This window comes from Streptomyces sp. CB01373 (assembly GCF_002803075.1).
Classification (GTDB): domain Bacteria; phylum Actinomycetota; class Actinomycetes; order Streptomycetales; family Streptomycetaceae; genus Streptomyces.
This window is the reverse complement of sequence record NZ_NNBK01000001.1, coordinates 290,890-312,078: the sequence shown is the minus strand read 5'-3', so window position 1 is coordinate 312,078 and position 21,189 is coordinate 290,890. Positions and strand designations below refer to the sequence as shown.

Below are 21,189 nucleotides of genomic sequence, written 5' to 3'. Positions count from 1 at the left end.
AGCCGGCGGCCGCTCCCCCGTCCACCGGGGACGGAGGAAGGCGGGGACGTGCGCACCAGGCCGCGCACATGCAGTACGTTCGGGTCATGCCCCAGCCCGCCAGGTCCACACGTACACCCGCCACGCCCGACGCGCCGGAGAGCGCCGCGGGCTCCCGCGCGGCCGCCCAACGGCTCAAGATGCGCCGGGAGCTGGCGGCCGCCGCGATGGAGCTGTTCGCCACCAAGGGGTACGAGGCGACCACGGTCGACGAGATCGCCGCGGCGGCCGGGGTCGCCCGGCGCACCTTCTTCCGCCACTTCCGCTCCAAGGAAGAGGCCATCTTCCCCGACCACGACGACACCCTGATCCGCGCCGAGGCCGTCCTGAACGCGGCCCCCGCGCACGAGCACCCGCTCGACACGGTGTGCCGGGGCATCAAGGAAGTCATGAAGATGTACGCGGCGCAGCCGGAGATCTCGGTCGCCCGCTACCGGCTGACCCGCGAGGTGCCCACCCTGCGCGAGGCGGAGATCGCCTCCGTGGCCCGCTACGAGCGCCTGTTCACGCGTTATCTGCTGGGTCACTTCGACGAGCGGGTGCACGCCGACGACGCCAACGACGACCCGCTGCTCGCGGAGGTCGCCGCGTCCGCCGTGGTCACCGCGCACAACCACGTGCTGCGGCGCTGGCTGCGGGCCGAGGGCCGGGGAGACGTCGAGGCACAGCTCGACCACGCCTTCGCAATCGTGCGCAAGACGTTCGGCACCGGTATCGGGGCCGGCCGCGCGGCGGCGCCCGGGTCCGGTCCCGCGCCCTCGGCGGCGGTGTCCCAGCAGGGCGAGGTGCTGGTGGCGGTCGCCCGCACCGACGCCCCGCTGGAAGAGGTCATGCGCACCATCGAGGAGGCGCTGAAAGAGCGCTGAGAGGCCTCGCGGCAGCGAGGACCACGCACGCGCACGTACTCACGGCCACCCCACGGGGTGGCCGTTCTGGCATGTCGGAGCCCCTTTTCCGCCGGACCGCCGACCCCCTTCGATCGATCATCGCTCATCTGTTGCGCAAAGTTTTCGTCTGAGCGAAAATTCTGGCACTGAGTGCCTTGCGGGATGACACGCGGTGTCATACGTTGAAGGTGTCCGGGCGGCCGGCGGGCGGCAGAACCGCACGCGCGCCGGCTGTCCCAGCAAGCCAATGGCGGCTCGCACGCCCGGACGCCTGCGTCACAGGCAACCTCCCGCGCCACAAAGCGCTGCCGAAAGCCCCGCCCGCCGAACCGACGGCACCCGGCCGGACCGCCGGCCCCCTCACCGCCCCTCAGCAGCACCGACGTAACCCTCAGCGCCCCTCCCCCGGGGCGCTCGACGCCGGAGGCAACACCGTGACCGTGAAGGACATCCTGGAGGCGATCCAGTCGCCGGACGCCACGTCCGCCGACTTCGCCGCCCTGCCACTGCCCGAGTCGTACCGCGCGATCACCGTGCACAAGGACGAGACGGAGATGTTCGCCGGGCTCGCCACCCGCGACAAGGACCCGCGCAAGTCCCTGCACCTGGACGAGGTGCCGGTGCCCGAGCTGGGCCCCGGTGAGGCCCTGGTGGCCGTCATGGCCTCCTCGGTCAACTACAACTCGGTGTGGACCTCGATCTTCGAGCCGCTGTCGACGTTCGGCTTCCTGGAGCGCTACGGCCGGCTCAGCGAACTCACCAGGCGCCACGACCTGCCGTACCACATCATCGGTTCCGACCTGGCCGGCGTCGTCCTGCGCACCGGCCCCGGCGTCAACGCCTGGCACCCCGGTGACGAGGTCGTCGCGCACTGCCTCTCCGTCGAGCTGGAGTCCAGCGACGGCCACAACGACACGATGCTCGACCCGGAGCAGCGCATCTGGGGCTTCGAGACCAACTTCGGCGGCCTCGCCGAGGTCGCGCTCGTCAAGTCCAACCAGCTGATGCCCAAGCCCGGCCATCTGAGCTGGGAGGAGGCCGCCGCCCCCGGCCTGGTCAACTCCACCGCCTACCGCCAGCTCGTCTCCCGCAACGGCGCCGGCATGAAGCAGGGCGACAACGTGCTCATCTGGGGCGCGAGCGGCGGACTCGGCAGCTACGCCACACAGTTCGCCCTCGCCGGCGGCGCGACCCCCGTCTGCGTCGTCTCCAGCGAACAGAAGGCGGACATCTGCCGCGCCATGGGCGCCGAGGCGATCATCGACCGCACCGCCGAGAACTACCGGTTCTGGAAGGACGAGCACACCCAGGACCCCAAAGAGTGGAAGCGCTTCGGCAAGCGCATCCGCGAACTCACCGGCGGCGAGGACGTCGACATCGTCTTCGAGCACCCCGGCCGCGAGACGTTCGGCGCGAGCGTCTACGTCACCCGCAAGGGCGGCACCGTCGTCACCTGCGCCTCCACCTCGGGCTACACCCACGAGTACGACAACCGCTACCTGTGGATGTCCCTGAAGCGCATCATCGGTTCCCACTTCGCCAACTACCGCGAGGCCTGGGAGGCCAACCGCCTCATCGCCAAGGGAAAGATCCACCCCACGCTGTCCCGGGTCTACTCCCTCGAGGACACCGGTCAGGCGGCGTACGACGTGCACCGCAACCTGCACCAGGGCAAGGTCGGTGTGCTGTGCCTGGCGCCCGAGGAGGGCCTCGGCGTGCGCGACGAGGAGATGCGCGCCCGGCACATCGACGCCATCAACCGCTTCCGGAACATCTGAGAGGCGCACATGAGTGAGCGTCAGACACCCAGGGCCCACGGGGACAGAGACCGGCCGTGGCTCATGCGCACCTACGCGGGCCACTCCACGGCCGAGGCCTCCAACGAGCTGTACCGGCGCAACCTCGCCAAGGGCCAGACCGGTCTGTCGGTGGCGTTCGACCTGCCGACGCAGACCGGCTACGACCCCGACCACATCCTCGCCCGCGGCGAGGTCGGCCGGGTCGGCGTGCCGGTCGCGCACCTCGGCGACATGCGCCGGCTGTTCCAGGACATCCCCCTGGAGCAGACGAACACCTCGATGACCATCAACGCCACCGCCATGTGGCTGCTGGCGCTGTACCAGGTCGTCGCGGAGGAGCAGGGCGCGGACATCACCAAGCTCCAGGGCACGACGCAGAACGACATCGTCAAGGAGTACCTGTCCCGCGGCACCCATGTCTTCCCGCCGGGCCCGAGCCTCCGGCTGACCACGGACATGATCGCGTACACGGTCTCCCACATGCCCAAGTGGAACCCGATCAACATCTGCAGCTATCACCTCCAGGAGGCGGGCGCCACACCGGTGCAGGAGATCGCGTACGCGATGTCCACCGCGATCGCCGTCCTGGACGCGGTGCGCGACAGCGGCCAGGTGCCGCAGGAGCGCATGGGCGACGTCGTCGGACGGATCTCCTTCTTCGTGAACGCGGGCGTCCGCTTCGTCGAGGAGATGTGCAAGATGCGGGCGTTCGGCCGCGTCTGGGACCGGATCACCCGCGAGCGGTACGGCATCGAGGACCCCAGGCACCGCCGTTTCCGCTACGGCGTCCAGGTCAACTCCCTCGGCCTGACCGAGGCGCAGCCGGAGAACAACGTCCAGCGGATCGTTCTGGAGATGCTGGCCGTCACCCTCTCCAAGGACGCACGCGCGCGTGCCGTGCAGCTGCCGGCCTGGAACGAGGCCCTCGGCCTGCCCAGGCCCTGGGACCAGCAGTGGTCCCTGCGCATCCAGCAGGTGCTGGCCTACGAGTCGGACCTGCTGGAGTACGAGGACATCTTCGAGGGCTCGAAGGTGATCGAGGCGAAGGTGGCGGACCTGGTCGAGGCGGTGCTCGCCGAGATGGAGCACATCCAGGAGCTGGGCGGCGCGATGGCCGCCGTGGAGTCCGGCTACCTGAAGTCGCAGCTGGTCGCCTCGCACGCCGAGCGCCGGGCCCGGATCGAGTCGGGCCAGGAGAAGATCGTCGGCGTCAACGTGTTCGAGGGCACCGAACCGAACCCGCTCACCGCCGATCTGGACACCGCGATCCAGACGGTCGACCCGGCGGTCGAGGACCGCGTGACCGACTCGCTCCTGCGCTGGCGCGACACCCGCTACCAGCCGCCGTTCAACCACCCGCGCCCCTGCAAGGCGCTGGAACGGCTGAAGGAGGCGGCCAAGGGCACCGGCAACCTCATGGAGGCCACACTGGAGTGCGCCCGCTCGGGTGTCACGACCGGCGAGTGGGCCGGGGCCCTGCGCGAGGTGTTCGGCGAGTTCCGGGCGCCCACCGGCGTGTCGTCGGCGCCGGTCGCCGTCACCGCCGAGGAGGGCTCGGCGATGGCCGGGGTGCGCCGCCGGGTGGAACTGACGGCCCGTGACCTCGGTGTGGGCAAGCTGCGCTTCCTGGTCGGCAAGCCGGGCCTGGACGGCCACTCCAACGGTGCCGAGCAGATCGCCGTACGGGCCCGCGACGCCGGGTTCGAGGTGGTCTACCAGGGCATACGGCTCACCCCCGAGCAGATCGTGGACGCGGCCCTCGCCGAGGACGTGCACGCGGTCGGCCTGTCCATCCTGTCCGGCTCGCACGCCCGGCTCGTACCGGACGTGCTGGAGCGGCTGCGCCGGGCCGGCGCCGCCGACATCCCGGTGATCGCCGGCGGGATCATCCCGAACGGCGACGCCGAGCAGCTCAGGGCCGCCGGAGTGGCCGCGGTGTTCACCCCGAAGGACTTCGACATCACCGGGATCATCGGCCGTATCGTCGACGAGATCCGGAAAGCGAACAAGCTCGACCCCTTGGAGGTCCCCGCATGACGAGCACCCCCGTCAACCGTCTCCGCCCGCGGCGCTCCTGTCTGGCCGTACCGGGCTCGAACCCCCGTTTCCTGGAGAAGGCGCAGGGGCTGGCCGCCGACCAGGTGTTCCTGGACCTGGAGGACGCCTGCGCGCCGCTGGCGAAGCCGGAGGCGCGGCACACCATCGTCAAGTTCCTCAACGAGGGCGACTGGACGGGCAAGACCAGGGTGGTGCGGGTCAACGACTGGACGACGGAGTGGACGTACCGCGACGTCGTGACGGTGGTCGAGGGCGCGGGGCAGAACCTGGACTGCGTGATGCTGCCGAAGGTGCAGGACGCCCAGCAGGTGGTGGCGCTGGACCTGCTGCTGACGCAGATCGAGAAGGCGATGGGCTTCGAGGTGGGCCGCATCGGCATCGAGGCGCAGATCGAGAACGCCCGGGGCCTGAACAACGTCAACGAGATCGCGCAGGCCTCCGGGCGGCTGGAGACGATCGTGTTCGGCCCGGCCGACTTCATGGCGTCGATCAACATGAAGTCGCTCGTCGTGGGCGAGCAGCCGCCCGGCTATCCTGCGGACGCCTACCACTACATCCTGATGAAGATCCTGATGGCCGCGCGCGCCAACGACCTCCAGGCGATCGACGGTCCCTACCTGCAGATCCGCAACGTCGAGGGCTTCCGTGAGGTGGCGGGGCGGGCCGCCGCGCTCGGCTTCGACGGCAAGTGGGTGCTGCACCCCGGTCAGGTGGAGGCCGCCAACGAGGTGTTCTCGCCCTCCCAGCAGGACTACGACCACGCGGAGCTGATCCTGGACGCGTACGAGTACTGCACGTCCGAGGCGGGTGGCAAGAAGGGCTCGGCGATGCTCGGCGACGAGATGATCGACGAGGCCAGCCGGAAGATGGCGCTGGTGGTCGCGGGCAAGGGCCGCGCGGCCGGCATGCGGCGCACGTCGAAGTTCGAGATGCCCACCGACTAGAAAGGCCTGAGCGGCATGCAGTTCGGACGGACCTACGAGGAGTTCGAGGTCGGTGCGGTCTACAAGCACTGGCCGGGCAAGACGGTCACGGAGTACGACGACCATCTGTTCTGCCTCCTCACCATGAACCACCACCCGCTCCACATGGACGCCAACTACGCCGAGAAGACGACCGACTTCGGCAGGAACGTCGTCGTGGGCAACTACATCTACTCCCTGCTGCTCGGCATGTCCGTCCCGGACGTCTCCGGCAAGGCCATCGCCAACCTGGAGATCGAGTCGCTCAGACATGTGGCGCCGACCTTCCACGGCGACACGGTCTACGGCGAGACGACGGTGCTGGACAAGTGGCCGTCGAAGTCGAAGAGCGACCGCGGCATCGTCCACGTCGAGACCAGGGGCTACAAGCAGGACGGCACGCTGGTGTGCACCTTCCGCCGCAAGGTGATGGTGCCGACCGAGACGTACACCAAGGAGCGCGGCGGCGAGCAGCCCGGCCGCCCAGAGCCGAACGCCCCTTCGGAAAAGACGGAGAAGTAGGCCATGGCCCGACTCGCCCAGACCGCCGGTCTGACGGACGTGCAGCAGGAGATCGTCTCCACCGTCCGTGACTTTGTCGACAAGGAGATCATCCCGGTCGCCACCGGCCTTGAGCACCGCGACGAGTACCCGCAAGCGATCGTGGACGGCCTGAGGGAACTGGGCCTGTTCGGCCTGATGATCCCCGAGGAGTTCGGCGGCCTGGGCGAGTCGCTCCTCACCTACGCGCTGTGCGTGGAGGAGATCGCCCGCGGCTGGATGTCGGTGTCCGGCATCATCAACACCCACTTCATCGTCGCGTACATGCTCAAGCAGCACGGCACGCAGGAACAGAAGGACCACTTCCTGCCCCGGATGGCGGCCGGCGACATCCGCGGCGCCTTCTCCATGTCGGAGCCGGGCCTGGGCTCCGACGTGTCGGCGATCACCTCCAAGGCGGTCAAGGACGGCGACGAGTACGTCCTGACCGGCCAGAAGATGTGGCTGACCAACGGCGGCACCTCCTCCCTCGTCGCCGTCCTGGTCCGCAGTGACGAGGGTCACCCCGAGGGCACCGCGCCCCACAAGTCGATGACGACCTTCCTGGTGGAGAAGGAGCCCGGCTTCGGCGAGGTCCGCCCCGGCCTCACCATCCCCGGCAAGATCGACAAGATGGGCTACAAGGGCGTCGACACCACCGAACTCATCATGGACGGCCTGCGCGTACCCGCCGACCGGGTGCTCGGCGGCGCCACGGGGCGCGGCTTCTACCAGATGATGGACGGCGTCGAGGTCGGCCGGGTGAACGTCGCCGCCCGGGGCTGCGGCGTCGCCCAGCGCGCCTTCGAGCTCGGCGTGGCCTACGCCCAGCAGCGCCACACCTTCGGCAAACCGATCGCCCAGCACCAGGCCATCCAGTTCAAACTGGCGGAGATGGCCACCAAGGTCGAGGCCGCCCATGCCATGATGGTCAACGCCGCCCGCAAGAAGGACTCGGGCGAGCGCAACGACCTTGAGGCAGGCATGGCAAAATACCTGGCCTCCGAATACTGCAAGGAGGTCGTCGAGGACGCGTTCCGCATCCACGGCGGGTACGGCTTCTCCAAGGAGTACGAGATCGAGCGCCTGTACCGTGAGGCCCCCATGTTGCTCATCGGTGAAGGCACCGCCGAGATCCAGAAAATGATCATCGGCCGCAGACTGCTCGAAGAGTATCGGTTCCAGGGCTGAATGTCCGTCTACGGGGTGTTTTCTTCGAGAAGAAGATCACACCCCGTCAACGGTGTTCGACAGCCGACTCGGCAGCTCGGCTTACCCAGTTGTGGCCCTTAACCGCTACGATCGCGGAAAGCCGCCGTCCCCCGTCGAAAGCGCGGCATCATCCGCTTACAAAGGTCATCCATGCCCCACAGCCAAACCCCTGCACATCGTGACAGCCTGGCCGGCGTACGCCTTGCGCGCGGAGCATCGCCGTGGCTTCTCCCGACCGTCGCCACCGCGGCCGTCAGCCTGCTGCGCGCCCGCCGCTCGGGTGCCGCCAAGGCCGTAGCCGTTCCCGCCACCGCGCTGGCGGCGGGAATGCTGTGGTTCTTCCGGGACCCCGAGCGCGAGATCGCCCAGGGTCGCGTCATCTCGCCGGCCGACGGTGTGGTGCAGAGCATCATGCCGTGGAAGGACGGCCGTACGCGCGTCGCGATCTTCATGAGCCCGCTGAACGTCCACGTCAACCGCGCCCCGCTCTCCGGCACGGTCACGTCGGTCGAGCACGTCCCCGGCGGTTTCGTTCCGGCTTTCAACAAGGAGAGCGAGAACAACGAGCGGGTCGTCTGGCACTTCGACACCGAGCTCGGCGACATCGAGATGGTGCAGATCGCCGGCGCGGTGGCCCGCCGCATCGTCCCCTACATCCCGTCCGGCACCAAGGTCGAGCAGGGCGAGCGGGTCGGTCTGATCCGTTTCGGCTCGCGCGTCGACCTGTACCTGCCCGAGGGTGTGGACGTCGCGGTCGAGGTCGGCCAGAAGACCGTGGCTGGGGTGACTCGCATTGACCGTGATTGATCCCGAGACCCAGGCCGGCTGGGTGCCGGAGGCGGACGAGGTGGACGAAGAGGAGGAGATGCCCCTCTCGTTGCGGCTGTCGATAGCGGACACCCTCACCCTGGGCAACGCGACCTGCGGCTTCATGGCGGTGTACTTCACCACCACCGGCATCCTGATCCCGCACCTGACCGGCAACGACGAGTCGGCGGGCATGGCCCGGCACAGCGCCGCCACGGCGGTCATCCTGATGCTGTGCGCGGCGGTCTTCGACCTGTTCGACGGCCTGGTCGCGAGGAAGCTGCGCTCCTCCCCCATGGGCGCCGAGCTGGACAACCTCTCCGACCTGATCAGCTTCGGCCTGGCGCCGGCGTACTTCGTCCTCGTGTACGGCATGGTCGCGGACGACGCCCACCAGAGGGTGGCGGCCCTCGGAGCGATCGTGGTGCTGCTGGCGGTGGTCCTGCGGCTTGCCAGGTTCTCCTGCGTGACGCTGAAGGACGGCATGTTCCAGGGCATGCCCTCACCCTTCGGCGCGCTGACGGTGGTCTCCATCGTCCTGCTGGAGCTGCCCTTCGTGGCCACGCTGCTGGCGATCCTCGGCACGGCATGGCTGATGGTGAGCCGCGTGGAGTACCCGAAGCCGAGGGGCCGCCTCGCGGTGGCCATGCTGTCCTGGATCGTCCTCTCGATGGGCCTCCTGGCAGCCTGGGCCTTCGACGCCCCCAGCGGCCAGCTCCTCCTCCAGACCGGCTGCGCCCTGCAACTGGTCATGGGCGCGGTGATCCCCCTCTTCGCCACGGCCCGCCGAGTGAACAACTTCCGCGACAACCGCCGCGAGGCACGAGCGGCCCAGCCGTAACGCTCCGCTGCACCCACGGAACACCGAAGGGCCCCGAACCGAGAGGTTCGGGGCCCTTCGCTGTGAGGCGGGACGCCGGGGGCGCGGACCGGGCGCAGGGGGCTGGGGGGAGGCGACGGAGGGAGCGCATCCCTGCGGGGGGGGGATCCCCGCAGGGGCAAGGCCTGGGGCGGAGCCCCGCCGGGGCACAGGGGGCGGAGCCGCCGAGGCCTGGGACGAAGCCCCGCCAGGGCACGGCGCACCCCTGCGGGGTGCAGGGGCGGAGCCCTGGGGTGCAGGGGCGCAGCCCCGCCGGGGTCTGGGGCGGAGCCCCAGGGAACGGGCACCCCCGCACCCACCGAGTCGGGCGGGCGGGTGGGCCAGAACCCGGGCGGAACCCCGGCGCGGACTGCGGCGGAGCCCGCCAAGGTCTGGGGCGGAGCCCCGCCCCGGGGGTGCAGGGGCGCAGCCCCGCCGGGGTCTGGGGCGGAGCCCCAGGGCACGGGCACCCCCGCACCCACCGAGTCGGGCGGGCGGGTGGGCCAGAACCCGGGCGGAGCCCCGGCGCGGCTGCCGCGGAGCCCCAAGGCACGGCCCCCTCGGCCCACCGAGCCGGGCGGGCGGCGGGCGAGAATCGGCGCGCAGCCCCGCCGGGGTCTGGGGCGGAGCCCCAGGGAACGGGCACCCCCGCACCCACCGAGTCGGGCGGGCGGGTGGGCGAGAACCGGGGCTGAGCCCCGGACAAGGGGCTCCCACAGGCCGGTGGGCAGGGCGCGGCTCAGCCCAGACAGTCGCTGCCGATTCGTTCGGCGACCCGCTCCAGGATCGTTCCCGCCTCCGCGATGCACGTGGCAACGTCCGGCTCGATCTCCGTCAGCGCGTACGCGCGCCGAATCCCGGCACGTTCCAGAACCTCCGGCGCCAGCGCAAGACGCCCGCAGACCGCGACGACATCCTTCCCCGCAGCCCGCGCCGCCGCCGCGACCCCGGCCGGAGCCTTCCCGTGCAGCGTCTGCTCGTCCAGGGATCCCTCACCGGTGATCACCAAAGAGGCCCGCTCCAGCGCGGGGGCGAAGCCCAGCACATCGAGCATGACCTCGATCCCGGCCTGGAACCGCGCCCCGAGCAGCATCGCCCCGAACCCGATTCCACCCGCCGCACCCGCCCCCGGCGACGCCGCGTACTCGGCGGCCAGGCTCCCAGCCCCGGCCCCAGCCCCGGCCCCGGCCCCGCCCACACCCTCCAGCACCTTCGCGAAGTGCGCGAGCGCCGCGTCCAGCGTCGCCACGTCCTCCGCCGACGCACCCTTCTGCGGCCCGTAGACCGCCGGCGCGCCCTTCGGCCCGGTCAGCGGATTGTCGACGTCACTGGCGAGCACCAGCTCCACCGCGGCGAGCCGCGGGTCGAGCCCGGACAGGTCGGCCCGGGCGAGTTCCGCCAGCCCCCCACCCCCCGGAGGGATCGGCTCCCCGTGCGCGTCCAGGAACCGCGCCCCGAGCGCGGACAGCATCCCCGCTCCCCCGTCCGTCGTCGCGCTCCCGCCCACGCCGAACACGATCGTGCGCGCCCCCGCGTCCAGCGCGGCCCGCAGCAGCTCCCCGGAGCCGTATGTGGAGGCCGTGAGCGGCGCGAACACCCCGGCGGGCAGCCGCTGCAACCCACTGGCCTCGGCCATCTCCACGACCGCCGTATCGCCGCGCAGCGCGAACGCGGCGGTCACCTCGTCCCCGAGGGGACCCGCGACCCGTACCTCCCGGCGCTCGAACCCGGCCGCGACCGCCGCGTCCACGGTCCCGTCGCCGCCGTCGGCGACGGGCAGCGCCTCCACCTCCACGTCCGGCGCGACCCGGCGCAACCCGGCCGTCACACGCTCGGCGACCTGCACGGCCGTCAGCGAGCCCTTGAACTTGTCCGCGGCGACCAGCACCCTCCGGGTGCCTCGCACTGCAGCGTCCGCCACCTTGACATCCCCTTGCTCTCCGGGGCCCCGCACGTCAGGGCCAGTCGCGCCGCTGCGACCTTAACCGGCGACCGCCCCCGCCGTCATGCCCCGACCGGACCGTGAGAAGCCCCTGACGTGCCGGTGAACCCCGCGCGACCACCCCCGGAATCCGGTAGACCGGTTTCCATGAGCGCTGTGGACACCGCCGTGGACGCCGGACAGGGGCTCGCCGACCGCATCCTCGGCGGCTGGCTCGGCCGGATCGCCGGCAACATGCTCGGCAAGCCGGTGGAGCAGGGCGAGGTGTGGACGCGCGACCGCATCGACCGCTATCTGCGCGCGGCCGGCGCGCTGCCGCTCACCGACTACCTCCCCGAACCGGCCGTCGACCACGACGGCCCGCCGCTGCGCCCCGAGTGGCGGAGCTGCGTACGCGGCCGGATCCACGGCAGCTGCCGCGACGACGACGTCGACTACGCGATCCTGGGCCTGGACCTCCTGGAGACGCACGGCTTCGACTTCACCACCGAACAGGTAGGCGAGCTGTGGCTGCTGCGCCTGCCGTACCTCCAGACGTTCACCGCGGAGCGGGCCGCGTACCGCAATCTCGCCAACGGGCTCAAGCCGCCCCTGACGGCCACGTACGGCAACCCGTACCAGGAGTGGATCGGCGCCCTGATCCGCGCCGACATCCACGGCTGGACCAGCCCCGGCGACCCGCGCCGCGCCGCCTCGCTGGCCCGCCGCGACGCGGTGCTGTCGCACACCGGCAACGGCGTCTACGGCGCCATGTGGGCGGCGGCACTGATCGCGGCGGCCTTCACCACGCCGACCGTCCGCGCCGCCGTCGACACCGCGCTGACGGTGATCCCGGCCGGCAGCCGCCTGGCCCGCACGGTGCGCCGGACGGTCGCCCTGCACGAGGCCGGCCTGCCCTGGGAGGACACGCTCGACGTGCTCGCGGACGAGACCGCGGGCCTCGGCTGGATCCACACGGTCCCGAACGCCGCCGTCATCACGGCCGGTCTGCTCTACGGCGGCGGCGACTTCACCCGCACCCTCGCGCTGACCGTCCGCGCCGGCCTGGACACCGACTCCAACGGCGCGACGGCCGGCTCGGTGGCCGGCGTCATGACGGGCGCGGCGGCCGTCCCGGCCCAGTGGAAGGACCCGCTCGAGGACACGGTCCGCAGCGCGGTCTTCGGCTTCGACGGCATCAGCGTCAGCGAACTCGCCGAACGCACCCTGCGTCTGGCCCTCCTCGACGCCTGACGGAACCGGACAGGCGGAGCCCGGTTCCCGCCGACTTCTGCTACGGCATGGTGCGTTCCGTCCGGTCTTCTCACCCTTCTTCACAACATGAACACGCCATGGTCACCAATCCGCACACACGCGGACTCTCACCCCGCGAGCCGGGATCCTGGTCCGGCAACGTCCCCACCAGCCCTGACGGTCGGCAGAAACACAGAAACGCGCAGCGACTCCAGAAACGACGCCAGAAACCAGGAGAACGCCATGACCCTGACCCGTGTGCACCGAGGCTCGGCACTGCTGTCCACGACTCTGCTCGCCGTCCTCGGCCTGGCAGGCTGCGGCGGCTCCGGCGAGAAGGCGCCCGCGGCCGGCACCGCGCCTTCCGCGACCGTTTCACAGGAGGGATCCGCCCCCTCCGCTCCGCCGAAGAAGGCCCCGGCGGACCCCTGCGCGCTCATCTCCCTTCAGGAGGCAAAGGAGCTGGGAGGCACATCCGTCGAGGGACAGAAGAGCGAGGACACCGCGGGCGGCTGCAGATACATCCACGAGGGGGTTCCGATCGCGTCCACCATCCAGGGGGACGAGGCCCGGCAGTTCATGGACGACATGCTCCGGGCAGCCGATCGCAAGCCGCTCGCCGGCATCGGCGACGAGGCGACCGCCTACGACGACAAGGACCACGGGACGTTCGGGCTCCTGTTCCGCAAGTCGGGCACCTGGGTCGCGATGACCGTGGTGGCGGACCGGGCGGACAACGACCGGCGTCTGGAGGAGCTGGCCCGAAAGGTCGCCGCCCGCATGTGAGCACGCCGAAGCGCCGGTCCCGGCGCCTGGGGTGCGGGACCGGCGCTTCGGCGCGTCGCACCGACTGTCACGAGGCTCGTTACCCTTCTTGGATGACCACTGCCGACTACGCCACGTACATCGCCGGCCTCCCCCGAGTCCTCGCCGGCGCCGCCTGCGTCTTCCGTGACGCGGAGGGGCGCGTGCTCCTCGTCGAGCCCAACTACCGGGACGGCTGGACGCTGCCCGGCGGCACCGTCGAGTCCGACGACGGGGAGACCCCGCGCCAGGGCGCACGCCGCGAGACGCTGGAGGAGATCGGTCTCGACCGCGAGCCGGGGCGGCTGCTCACCGTGGACTGGGTCCCCGGGACCGGACGGCCGCCGCTGGTGGCGTACGTCTACGACGGCGGGCTCCTCACCGACGACGACCTCAAGGCGATCCGCCTCCAGGAGGAGGAACTCCTGTCCTGGCGCCTGGTCGCCCGCGACGACCTCGCCGCCCACCTGCCGGGCGCCCTGGGCCGCCGCGTCCTGATCGCCCTCGACGTCCTCGCCGACGGCACGGGCACGGCGGAACTGGAGAACGGCCACCGCCCCGGCTGACCACCCGCCGCCCCCGAACCGGTCCCGACTTCGTGGAGCAGCGCGCGTACGTGGAAATAACGATCTTGACGGTCCTGGTCGGTCCAGCGGTCAGGCCCGGCGGCCCGGTCTGGAACCGGCTCACGCCCATCTACCGGGGCGAGGACTGAGCCTTGATTGGTGCGGCCGACCTGGCGGCCTGCTCGATCTTCGCGCGGTAGGCGGCACGGGCTTCCTCGTCGATCTGCTTCTCGTGTTCGGCGCGCAGCCCGGTCCGGCCGTCGAGGCCCTCGCGCAGGATATCGGCGTGCCCGGCATGCCGGATGGATTCGCCGAGGACATGGACCATGACGGCGAACAGGTTCGTGTCGGCATAAGGCTCCGGCCACCACGGCACGTGGCCGGGGGCGTCCAGGGGAAGCTCGTTGATCGTCGCGTCCGAGTGCTCCCACGTGCGCCGGTAGAACCCGATGATCTGATCGCGGGTCTCGTCCTCTGTCGCCCACAGATCGCTGCCGTCGGAGTCCTGCCACCGGGGCAGCGGTTCCGGGGAAGGGCGGTCGAAGACCTCGCCGAAGTACCTGGCCTCGACGCTGGCCACGTGTTTGACCAGGCCGAGGAGGTTGGTCCCGGTCGCTGTCAAAGGCCGGCGGGCGTCGTATTCGGACAGGCCGTCGAGTTTCCAGAGCAGCGCCTTGCGGTCCCGCCGCAGCCTCCCGTGCAGGTTGCCTTTCGCGAATTCATCGATCATGCGGCATGAGCCTGCCATGGGCTGCTCGTGGTCTCAAGATCCCGTACATGGTCCGCAACGACTGGCAGAGCCGCGGCCTGGCCATGGCCGCCGCCCTGACCTGCTACAAGAAGCTCGCGGAACTTGCCACGTGAGACAACCTCTAAGGGCCTCTAAGGGCTGTCTCGCAATGATCACGGAGTCCGGGGCAGAGCTCCCCGATGGGCTGAGGACAGGCTCAGCCGGTGGCTTGTGAAGTACCCAAAGAACGGGCGAAGTTGGCAAGAGACCGGAAGTCGACCTCTCTCAGGCCGATCCGCGGGTTGACGTGGTGCAGAAGGCCACGTGCGCGGTGGTGGGTGGTCACGTACGCCTGGTCCAGGTCGCTCTGTTCGTCGTCCACCCACGCGAAGGCGCGGCCGTTGGCGTAGTCCACCAGGGGAGCAGTCTTCCAATGAACTCCGTCGGGGCGGTCTTGAAGCAAAACGTCACCGAAGTCGACGAAGGGGAGTTCGGGAAGGCCGAGCACCGGGGCAATCCACCGATTGGCATCCGCCATCCATGTGGTGGCCCAGCACAGCTCGTAGTCGAGCCGGAGCAGGTCTCGTCCGTGCTCTGGGTTGAGCCAGACCCGCAGGGGCCGCTGACGGAACGAGAGTGCTCGGTGTTCCTCTGGGGCCCCGCCGTCTCGCGGCACTCTTAGGGTGGTGTAGCCGGCGGGGCGCTTCTCCGGCTTGGCCGCGTAAGGGTTGAGGGGCCCGTCCACTTTACCGACCGCAGGAGCTTGGATATCGGCTCTGAACTGCGACGATTCATAGAGTACATGTCCGTGACGGCGAGTTGGGATCGATAATGTCGTCCGTCCGAGGGAACGTTGGCCCCGTGTCTGTGGCCAAGGGAAACGAGGCTGCGTTGGATCGGGGAGCCGGGCAGCATGACGGTGTGGCTGATCTGCTGTGGGATGACGTGAGCTGTTTCTTCGACCCGGACCTGATGGGGTCTCTGCCGGACCTGCGTGTCCCCCAGACGCCTCGGTGGAGGACTGGCAGGCGGTCCTCGATCTTGTCGAGGCGAGAGGTTGGCAGCGCCAGTACTCCGAAGGTGAGACCGTGCTGCCGGTCCCTCGGGCGGAGACCGTGCTGTCTCGCCCGGAGGACGCTGAGTGCCCGAACCTGCGGGTGTGGCCGACTGTTGATGTTCTGGCGATCTTCCGCTTCCATGACGATGATGAAATCGACTTCGATGTCGACCTGCGGGAGTTGCAGGGCCAAGAGCGACTTGATGTGTTCTGTGACTTCTTGCGGGAGATCGGGCGATACTTGGGCAAGCCGGTGCTGATGGACCCGGAGGGTGATCGTGGCCATCCGGTACTCGGCTTCGATATCGAGGCCGATCGCGTCGCACTCTTGGCTGAGCCACTGGTCAGGTGATTGCGGCCACCGGCCGCGATTTGTAGAGGGCTCCGTTGCGGAGTCAACGAAGACACTCGGGGCAACCACGGCTCGGTGGGTTCTCGTGCCTTGTCCTGTCGAGGATCAGTCGGTAGCGCCCGCCGAGCGGAGCGAACGGCCGAGATCGCCGACGAGTAGACGAGGGTGGCGCCGCCACCACCACATGTCGATGGGGTCGAATCCGCTGATCCGGTGGAACTGTGACAACGAGATGCCGTCGTCGAAGACGGTGGCGGCCCGGAAACGATCGTCGAGGGCTTTGACCTGGGGGGTCCATAGGACGATCACACGCTCAGTGAGGATCGGCCACGCCTCATGGAGCCAGTTCCGGCTGTAGAGGTCGTTGGTGTATTCGTCCACCAGGTCGCTGTAACCGTCCTCGACTTTGTCCACGAGCCAGGCCCACTTGTCGATCATCTCTCGGACGGTGAATGCCTTGCGCCAGCCGCGTTGACGCAGGACCTCGCCTGCGGCCTGCTCGTTGTGGGGCTCCATATGCCGGAGCCTGGCATACGGGATGGTCCGGTGACCACGGGTTTCCCCTGGTCACCGGACCGGACTGAGCGGCATCCCCGGGTTGTCAGGTGGCCGTGATCTGGGCTTCGAGGTCGGCGACGCGCCGGTCCTGGAAGCGGAGGTTGGAGCGGGCGGCCTTGAGCCGCTCGTCGAGGGTGCGGTTGTCGGTCGTGAGTTGGCGGACCCGCTGTTTGAGGGTGGTGTTCTCAGTGGTGATCCGCTGGATGGCTTCCTCGGTCCACTCGGCTTCCAAGTCCCGGATCTGGCCAAGGAGTTCGCCAATTCGGGTCCGCTGGGTGAGGATCTCGGCCTGGGCGGCCTTGAGACCTTCTTCGGCGTTCAGGGCACGTTCGCGCCAGGTCGCCTCGCGCTCGTCGTCCTGGTCGGCGAGCAACTGTGCCCGGCGGCTTCCGGACTCGGCCATCGCGCTGGTGATCGTGGCTCGGGCCTCGGCGTTGTCGTAGAGGAAGGTGCGCGAGACGTCCGCGCGCCGGGCGACGGCGGCGACGCTGACCGGGGTTTTCTCGCGCTGGAGTCGGATGATGGCTTCGCGGACCCGCTGGAGTGCGGTCTCGGTCTTGTGGCGGCGGGCCGCCAGGGCGGCGGCCGTGCGGGGTTCTGGGACGGCAGCGGTCTTCATGCGATGTCCTGATCAGGGTCGTTGTCGGTTGTACGCGTATCGCTGTACTCGCTCTGCTCGTCTTCGCTGCCCGCGGCGGCGAGGTCGGCGGCGCGGAAGGCGGTGGACCACACGCGGTGGAAGTAGTCCTGCGGTTTGCGCAGGTCCAGGGCGAGGGCGTCATCGAGCAGCCCGAGGCCGGCCAGGGCTTTCTCCAAGCCGTCGATGGCGCGGGCGGTCGGCTCGAAGTAGCGGTGGAGGTAGTCGGCGGTGGCGTCGTCCGAGGCGCCTTCGGCCAGTTGCCGCCACTGTTCCCGTTTCCGCCGCCAGTAGAGGAGATCCGCGCCGGAGAGGACGAACTTGTCGCAGTTGTGGCAGTCGAGGTTCCAGGGACAGGCACCGCCGTCGACGACCGGCTGGAAGGTGCAGAAGCCACCCTCGGCCGGGGTGCTGCGGCGGGCGAGGTCGACGGCGATGGCGAGGGCCTGCTCCTTCGTGAGCGCCTCGGCTGAGTCCCCTGCAAGGAGCTCCCCAGGAGCGGTCGTGCCGGGGCCGGCGACCCAGACGTGCTGGAGCACGTTCTCCAGATCGGTGTTGGAGAGGTGGACGTAGTGCTCGGCCATCCGGTCCGAGACGTGTCCGAGGTAGCGGCGGATGTGGGTGAGGGTGGCGCCTTGACGCAGGAGGCTGGTGGCCAGCGTGTGGCGGGCCTGGTGGGGGACGCAATGGCCGATGTCCATAGCGTCGACCCAGGGACGGAAACGGCTGTAGAACCACGGTCTGCTCAGCGCGACCGTTCCGTCGGTGCTGCGGTAGCTGGTGGGGAACAGCGCAAGTCCCTCGCGTTCCTTGCCCGTGGGGGTGTAGCCGTGTTCGTCGGCGAACCGGCTGAGCGTTTTGCGCTGCCGGTCGGCGATGAGGGCGTAGAGGGACTCGGGGATGCGGATAGCCGCGTCGTAGTTGCCTACCTTGGTCTGGTCGTGCCAGAGCATCGCGAGCCCGCTGAGCCGACCGATACAGTTCCAGCGGAGCTCGATGACCTCCCCCAACCGCCGTCCGGTGACCACGAGGGTCTCCCAGATGTCCCGGGCGCCCTCGTCATCCGGATCGTGGACGCGTGTGAACTCGGCGAGATTGTGTTCGTCGGCCAGTGCGCGTGCCACCTCGTCGGCGAAGGGGCGTCGCCGCTTCTGGTAGGCGGTGCCGCCGGCGTTCGGCAACGCGATGACGAACTCCCTGGCCAGACCGATGGCGCCGGTCACGCCATCGTCCATCGCCTTGCGGAGGATCCTGCGGGTGTGGTTGAAGACCAACGATCGCGTGCCGGTCGTGACGATGCTCGCCTTCCCATCGACCCGGACCATGGCCAAAGACGGGAGCGCGTGGCGCTCGCGATGTCGCTGATCTGCGACGAAGCGGTCGGCGTGTTCCTTCGCCAGGACTGCGGGGTCGTGGCCCCCGCCGGGGGCGTCGGCCTCGATGAAAGCGCTCAACTCGATCATCGCTCGACGAATCTGGTCAAGCGTGTGGGCACTGTTGGGGCAGCGCGGGGAGCGCAGAAGTTCCGCGAAGTAGTCCCACGTGATGTCCCGCAGCCACCGTTGAGAGATCGCGGTGAGGCTGATGTGCCCGAGCCGGTTCTCGTAACTGATACCGAAGTGCCTCGTTTCGAGGAATCCGGCCTCTTTGGCCTCCTCAGGTGTGAAGTAGACCAGGCGCAACTCGTGGAGGATCTCTTTCGCGATCCCGCTGGCGGCCTTGGACAGGCAAGCAAGGTCCAGATCGACGATCGAGGTCGCATCCTGCTCGCGGCAGGCGTTCACCACCATGCGGAGCGCGGTGACATCCCAGCGGGCCGGACGCGGTCGCTGTGTATGAGTGAACAACCCCCACTGGATTTCCGCTCGCGGCAGCGGCCTCAGCCCGCGCAAGTTCAGCTGAGCGGGCACAGAGGCCGCGATCTCCCTGGCGCACCACGCACGGAACTGGACGTGGTCGATGTAGCTGACAGCGACTCGCCCTTCGCGCCACGATCCGCCCGGAATGGACGCGCCGCCGGGAGAACCCGCCCTCCGGTAGGCGTGAGCGTGTCGCTGGCACAGTCCCAGCGGCGACTCTGCCAGCAGAGGACAGACCAGCACCGCGCAGGTCCCGAACCCCGGAACAGGGCTTTGCTCGGCGGCCCACCCATCGAAGTCGGGTGTGGCGCCCCCGGCTCGCGTCCGACTCCATTTCTGGAGGTGATATTTGCAGAGACGGTACTGGCCTGCCCGCGCGGGTCGTCCGGGGCAGATCAGACAGGCCAGATTCCCGTCATGCTCGGTTGTCTGGCTCAATGGTTCAGCAGCGCTGAGGAATGCTGACCTGCTGACGCCTTCTTTTGCGGCCGTGAGCCACTCCTGGCGATGGGCGTGGCAGAAGTCGCCGAGACCGGTGACGCGCTGGCAGTCGGTGACCCGGCAGAACCACCGGTAGGTCTGGTGCCCTCGCGGGATCTGGACGATGTCGTCGCGGAACAGAGGGTCGAAGGAGGGCGAGCTCGTCAGCGCGGTGAGGATCTCCAGGCGATCCCTGCCGATTCGCGTGTGGTCCTGGTGCGTGTTCAGCAAGGGCAGCAGAAACGCGTCCCGGCGCTTCACCGGTCCTCACCCCAGACCGTGCGCAGAGCGGCGTCGAAGACCGGATCGTGGATGTCGACGTGCCCGTAGACCTCGTCGACCATCGCAGCCGAGGCCCAGCCGCCCGCGTCCCGGGCGATCAGGGTGTTGCCGCCCGCGGCGTCGAGAACCGCCGAGGTAAAGGTGTGCCGGAAGGCATGGGGTTTCACCAGCCCCAGCCCAGCACGTTTCCCGGCCCGGCCGAGCATCCGGCGGGCGCCGACCGGGGTCCACGGCTGGCCCGTATCGGCGCCGTGCAGTTGGACCAGGAGCATCCCGTGCCGGACGCTGCGCGGGTACTCGGTGGTGATGTACTCAAAGTAGGAGTGCACCATCGCCGGGCTGACACGCTTGATCAGCCCGCCGGTGACCATCCCGCGCTCGACCCGCCACGGGTGCTTGGTCTTGGCCTCTGCCCCGTTCGGGTTGCCAGGCCGGTGGCAGACATGCAGATGCGGGGTGCGGCACTCGCCGCAGGCAGCGTTCTCCCGAAGGTGCAGGTCGACCAAGTGCAGCCCGCACAGCTCGCCGATCCGCAGGCCCCCGTCAGCGAGCCAGTCCACGACCAGCCGGTCCCGGGCGGCGTTCACCGTCTCCAGCAGCCTCTCCCTCGCCCCGTCCGGCAACATCTTCGGGTGCCGGCGGTGCGCCCCCTTCGGCGCCAGCGGATTCGTGGGCAGCGGCGACTTCACATGACCGAGGAACGAGCGACGGCGGTCCACCCGCGACGGCAGCCGGGACCTGTCGAGTTTCTTGCCGAGTTCGCCGTTTACGCCGAGCGCGGCTTGGTGCAGGTAGAAGCCCTTCAAGCAGGCCGCCGCGGTCGACAGCGCCGAGCGGCCGTAAGGGCGCTTACCCACCCGCCACGGTTCTCCGAGAGGCATGCGGACCTCGGCACCGACGATCCCCATGTACCTTTCCAGATCGCGCAGTTGGACCGTTTCGAAGGCCAGGCACTCTCGCTCCAGCCACCGCAGGTGGTCCACCAGGTAGTACGCGTAGGTCTTCTGCGTGCCCGAGCCCTCGTGCTCACGCAGGAACCGGTCCGCCTCCGTGTGCAGCGTGCCCTCGGGCCAGACGATCGTCCATGATCTCCGCCCGTCCTTCCTCTCGATCCGCTGGACCCTCAAGTCCCCGACCACGACGTGCCGTACCACTTGTCCTCCGTACCGACTCCGGAACATGACTGACGTCACGGTCCCGGTCGGTAAACGAGCCCATGACGCCCAAGTCACAGGCCCAGACGGACATCACGGGCAGCACTACCCGCGGTCGGTAAAGTCCACATCGAGGAACAAGAGTGGTCGGCTCACGGTCTCCCCCTGCCATGCTCATCATCGGCTGCGCCGGTGGAAGCGTAGCTGCCACCCCCCGGCCGACCGCGTTCACCCCAACTCGAAGATCGATTACGGGCAACGCTTAGGCAGTGAACTCAAGATCGAACGCTACTTTGTGACGGTTGTGGCGCCGGACACCGTCGATCCCGCGCTTGCCACCCAGCCGGATGCGATCCGTTCCTGGCACTGGTG

Annotated in this window: 19 protein-coding genes and 1 pseudogene; 13 read left to right on the top strand and 7 right to left on the bottom strand. The window is 69.4% G+C overall.

Annotation, left to right across the window (positions count from 1 at the left end):
• The first annotated feature begins 86 nt into the window (after window positions 1-86).
• From CG719_RS01475 to pssA, 8 genes are all read left to right on the top strand, one after another.
• Window positions 87-905 carry a TetR family transcriptional regulator gene (locus tag CG719_RS01475; protein ID WP_234375368.1) on the top strand — a complete coding sequence of 273 codons (819 nt, stop codon included), beginning with the start codon at window positions 87-89 and terminating at the stop codon, window positions 903-905.
• Window positions 906-1,366: 461 nt separating this feature from the next.
• Window positions 1,367-2,704, top strand: coding sequence for a crotonyl-CoA carboxylase/reductase (gene ccrA / locus CG719_RS01470; protein ID WP_199836476.1), 1,338 nt, complete (start codon window positions 1,367-1,369; stop codon window positions 2,702-2,704).
• Window positions 2,705-2,713: 9 nt separating this feature from the next.
• Window positions 2,714-4,762: a protein meaA gene (locus CG719_RS01465; protein ID WP_100566588.1), complete on the top strand. Its 2,049-nt coding sequence runs from the start codon at window positions 2,714-2,716 to the stop codon at window positions 4,760-4,762.
• Window positions 4,759-5,727, top strand: coding sequence for an HpcH/HpaI aldolase/citrate lyase family protein (locus CG719_RS01460; RefSeq protein ID WP_100566587.1), 969 nt, complete (start codon window positions 4,759-4,761; stop codon window positions 5,725-5,727). Before CG719_RS01465 ends, CG719_RS01460 begins: the two co-directional genes overlap by 4 nt.
• 15 nt (window positions 5,728-5,742) lie before the next feature.
• A complete protein-coding gene (locus CG719_RS01455; protein WP_100566586.1) occupies window positions 5,743-6,267 on the top strand; it encodes a MaoC family dehydratase in 525 nt (174 codons plus the stop codon).
• Between the two features lie 3 nt (window positions 6,268-6,270).
• Entirely contained in the window at window positions 6,271-7,476 is a 1,206-nt protein-coding gene (locus CG719_RS01450; RefSeq protein WP_100566585.1) for an acyl-CoA dehydrogenase family protein, read from the top strand.
• 171 nt (window positions 7,477-7,647) lie between these two features.
• Entirely contained in the window at window positions 7,648-8,304 is a 657-nt protein-coding gene (locus tag CG719_RS01445) for a phosphatidylserine decarboxylase (RefSeq protein WP_100566584.1), read from the top strand.
• 22 nt (window positions 8,305-8,326) lie between these two features.
• Window positions 8,327-9,145, top strand: a complete 819-nt coding sequence (gene pssA / locus CG719_RS01440; protein WP_100566767.1) for a CDP-diacylglycerol--serine O-phosphatidyltransferase — start codon at window positions 8,327-8,329, stop codon at window positions 9,143-9,145.
• Window positions 9,146-9,902: 757 nt separating this feature from the next.
• Here the strand turns inward: pssA and CG719_RS01435 are convergent.
• Complete coding sequence (locus CG719_RS01435; RefSeq protein WP_100566583.1) at window positions 9,903-11,069, bottom strand: glycerate kinase; 1,167 nt, start codon at window positions 11,067-11,069, stop codon at window positions 9,903-9,905.
• Between the two features lie 183 nt (window positions 11,070-11,252).
• On the opposite strand from CG719_RS01435, the gene CG719_RS01430 reads away from it, so the two are divergent.
• From CG719_RS01430 to CG719_RS01420, 3 genes are all read left to right on the top strand, one after another.
• On the top strand, window positions 11,253-12,338 hold the full coding sequence (locus tag CG719_RS01430; RefSeq protein ID WP_100566582.1) for an ADP-ribosylglycohydrolase family protein: 1,086 nt from the start codon (window positions 11,253-11,255) through the stop codon (window positions 12,336-12,338).
• 243 nt (window positions 12,339-12,581) lie between these two features.
• On the top strand, window positions 12,582-13,124 hold the full coding sequence (locus tag CG719_RS01425) for a DUF3558 family protein (protein WP_100566581.1): 543 nt from the start codon (window positions 12,582-12,584) through the stop codon (window positions 13,122-13,124).
• 92 nt (window positions 13,125-13,216) lie between these two features.
• The gene (locus CG719_RS01420) at window positions 13,217-13,708 is read left to right on the top strand and encodes an NUDIX domain-containing protein (RefSeq protein WP_100566580.1); all 492 of its coding nucleotides are present in this window, start codon (window positions 13,217-13,219) and stop codon (window positions 13,706-13,708) included.
• Window positions 13,709-13,838: 130 nt separating this feature from the next.
• Here CG719_RS01420 and CG719_RS01415 read toward each other — a convergent pair whose 3' ends face one another.
• A complete protein-coding gene (locus CG719_RS01415) occupies window positions 13,839-14,438 on the bottom strand; it encodes a DinB family protein (RefSeq protein ID WP_100566579.1) in 600 nt (199 codons plus the stop codon).
• A gap of 5 nt (window positions 14,439-14,443) precedes the next feature.
• Here CG719_RS01415 and CG719_RS37050 point away from each other — a divergent pair, with 5 nt between their 5' ends.
• Window positions 14,444-14,572, top strand: coding sequence for a hypothetical protein (locus CG719_RS37050; protein WP_267895314.1), 129 nt, complete (start codon window positions 14,444-14,446; stop codon window positions 14,570-14,572).
• A gap of 83 nt (window positions 14,573-14,655) precedes the next feature.
• Here CG719_RS37050 and CG719_RS01410 read toward each other — a convergent pair whose 3' ends face one another.
• Window positions 14,656-15,183 carry a hypothetical protein gene (locus CG719_RS01410; protein WP_199836456.1) on the bottom strand — a complete coding sequence of 176 codons (528 nt, stop codon included), beginning with the start codon at window positions 15,181-15,183 and terminating at the stop codon, window positions 14,656-14,658.
• A 176-nt stretch (window positions 15,184-15,359) separates the two neighbouring features.
• On the opposite strand from CG719_RS01410, the pseudogene CG719_RS01405 reads away from it, so the two are divergent.
• Window positions 15,360-15,847: pseudogene (locus CG719_RS01405) on the top strand (hypothetical protein).
• Window positions 15,848-15,952: 105 nt separating this feature from the next.
• On the opposite strand, the gene CG719_RS01400 reads toward CG719_RS01405, so the two are convergent.
• The 4 genes from CG719_RS01400 to CG719_RS01385 form a co-directional block, all read right to left on the bottom strand.
• Complete coding sequence (locus CG719_RS01400; RefSeq protein ID WP_100566578.1) at window positions 15,953-16,363, bottom strand: hypothetical protein; 411 nt, start codon at window positions 16,361-16,363, stop codon at window positions 15,953-15,955.
• Between the two features lie 85 nt (window positions 16,364-16,448).
• The gene (locus CG719_RS01395; protein WP_100566577.1) at window positions 16,449-17,024 is read right to left on the bottom strand and encodes a DUF6262 family protein; all 576 of its coding nucleotides are present in this window, start codon (window positions 17,022-17,024) and stop codon (window positions 16,449-16,451) included.
• Window positions 17,021-19,642, bottom strand: coding sequence for a tyrosine-type recombinase/integrase (locus CG719_RS36095; protein WP_234375367.1), 2,622 nt, complete (start codon window positions 19,640-19,642; stop codon window positions 17,021-17,023). The genes CG719_RS01395 and CG719_RS36095 overlap by 4 nt, the downstream gene beginning before the upstream one ends.
• The gene (locus CG719_RS01385) at window positions 19,639-20,817 is read right to left on the bottom strand and encodes a tyrosine-type recombinase/integrase (RefSeq protein ID WP_234375366.1); all 1,179 of its coding nucleotides are present in this window, start codon (window positions 20,815-20,817) and stop codon (window positions 19,639-19,641) included. Before CG719_RS01385 ends, CG719_RS36095 begins: the two co-directional genes overlap by 4 nt.
• Window positions 20,818-21,189: the final 372 nt, after the last annotated feature.

Excerpts from the sequence above, each read along its gene's own strand:
- CG719_RS01460 (WP_100566587.1), top strand. The coding sequence starts at position 4,759 with ATGACGAGCACCCCCGTCAACCGTCTCCGCCCGCGGCGCTCCTGTCTG.
- CG719_RS01450 (WP_100566585.1), top strand. The coding sequence starts at position 6,271 with ATGGCCCGACTCGCCCAGACCGCCGGTCTGACGGACGTGCAGCAGGAG.
- CG719_RS01395 (WP_100566577.1), bottom strand. The coding sequence starts at position 17,024 with ATGAAGACCGCTGCCGTCCCAGAACCCCGCACGGCCGCCGCCCTGGCG.
- CG719_RS01420 (WP_100566580.1), top strand. The coding sequence starts at position 13,217 with ATGACCACTGCCGACTACGCCACGTACATCGCCGGCCTCCCCCGAGTC.
- CG719_RS01425 (WP_100566581.1), top strand. The coding sequence starts at position 12,582 with ATGACCCTGACCCGTGTGCACCGAGGCTCGGCACTGCTGTCCACGACT.
- CG719_RS01455 (WP_100566586.1), top strand. The coding sequence starts at position 5,743 with ATGCAGTTCGGACGGACCTACGAGGAGTTCGAGGTCGGTGCGGTCTAC.
- CG719_RS01400 (WP_100566578.1), bottom strand. The coding sequence starts at position 16,363 with ATGGAGCCCCACAACGAGCAGGCCGCAGGCGAGGTCCTGCGTCAACGC.
- CG719_RS01430 (WP_100566582.1), top strand. The coding sequence starts at position 11,253 with ATGAGCGCTGTGGACACCGCCGTGGACGCCGGACAGGGGCTCGCCGAC.
- CG719_RS01465 (WP_100566588.1), top strand. The coding sequence starts at position 2,714 with ATGAGTGAGCGTCAGACACCCAGGGCCCACGGGGACAGAGACCGGCCG.
- CG719_RS01415 (WP_100566579.1), bottom strand. The coding sequence starts at position 14,438 with ATGATCGATGAATTCGCGAAAGGCAACCTGCACGGGAGGCTGCGGCGG.
- CG719_RS37050 (WP_267895314.1), top strand. The coding sequence starts at position 14,444 with ATGAGCCTGCCATGGGCTGCTCGTGGTCTCAAGATCCCGTACATGGTC.
- CG719_RS01445 (WP_100566584.1), top strand. The coding sequence starts at position 7,648 with ATGCCCCACAGCCAAACCCCTGCACATCGTGACAGCCTGGCCGGCGTA.
- CG719_RS01475 (WP_234375368.1), top strand. The coding sequence starts at position 87 with ATGCCCCAGCCCGCCAGGTCCACACGTACACCCGCCACGCCCGACGCG.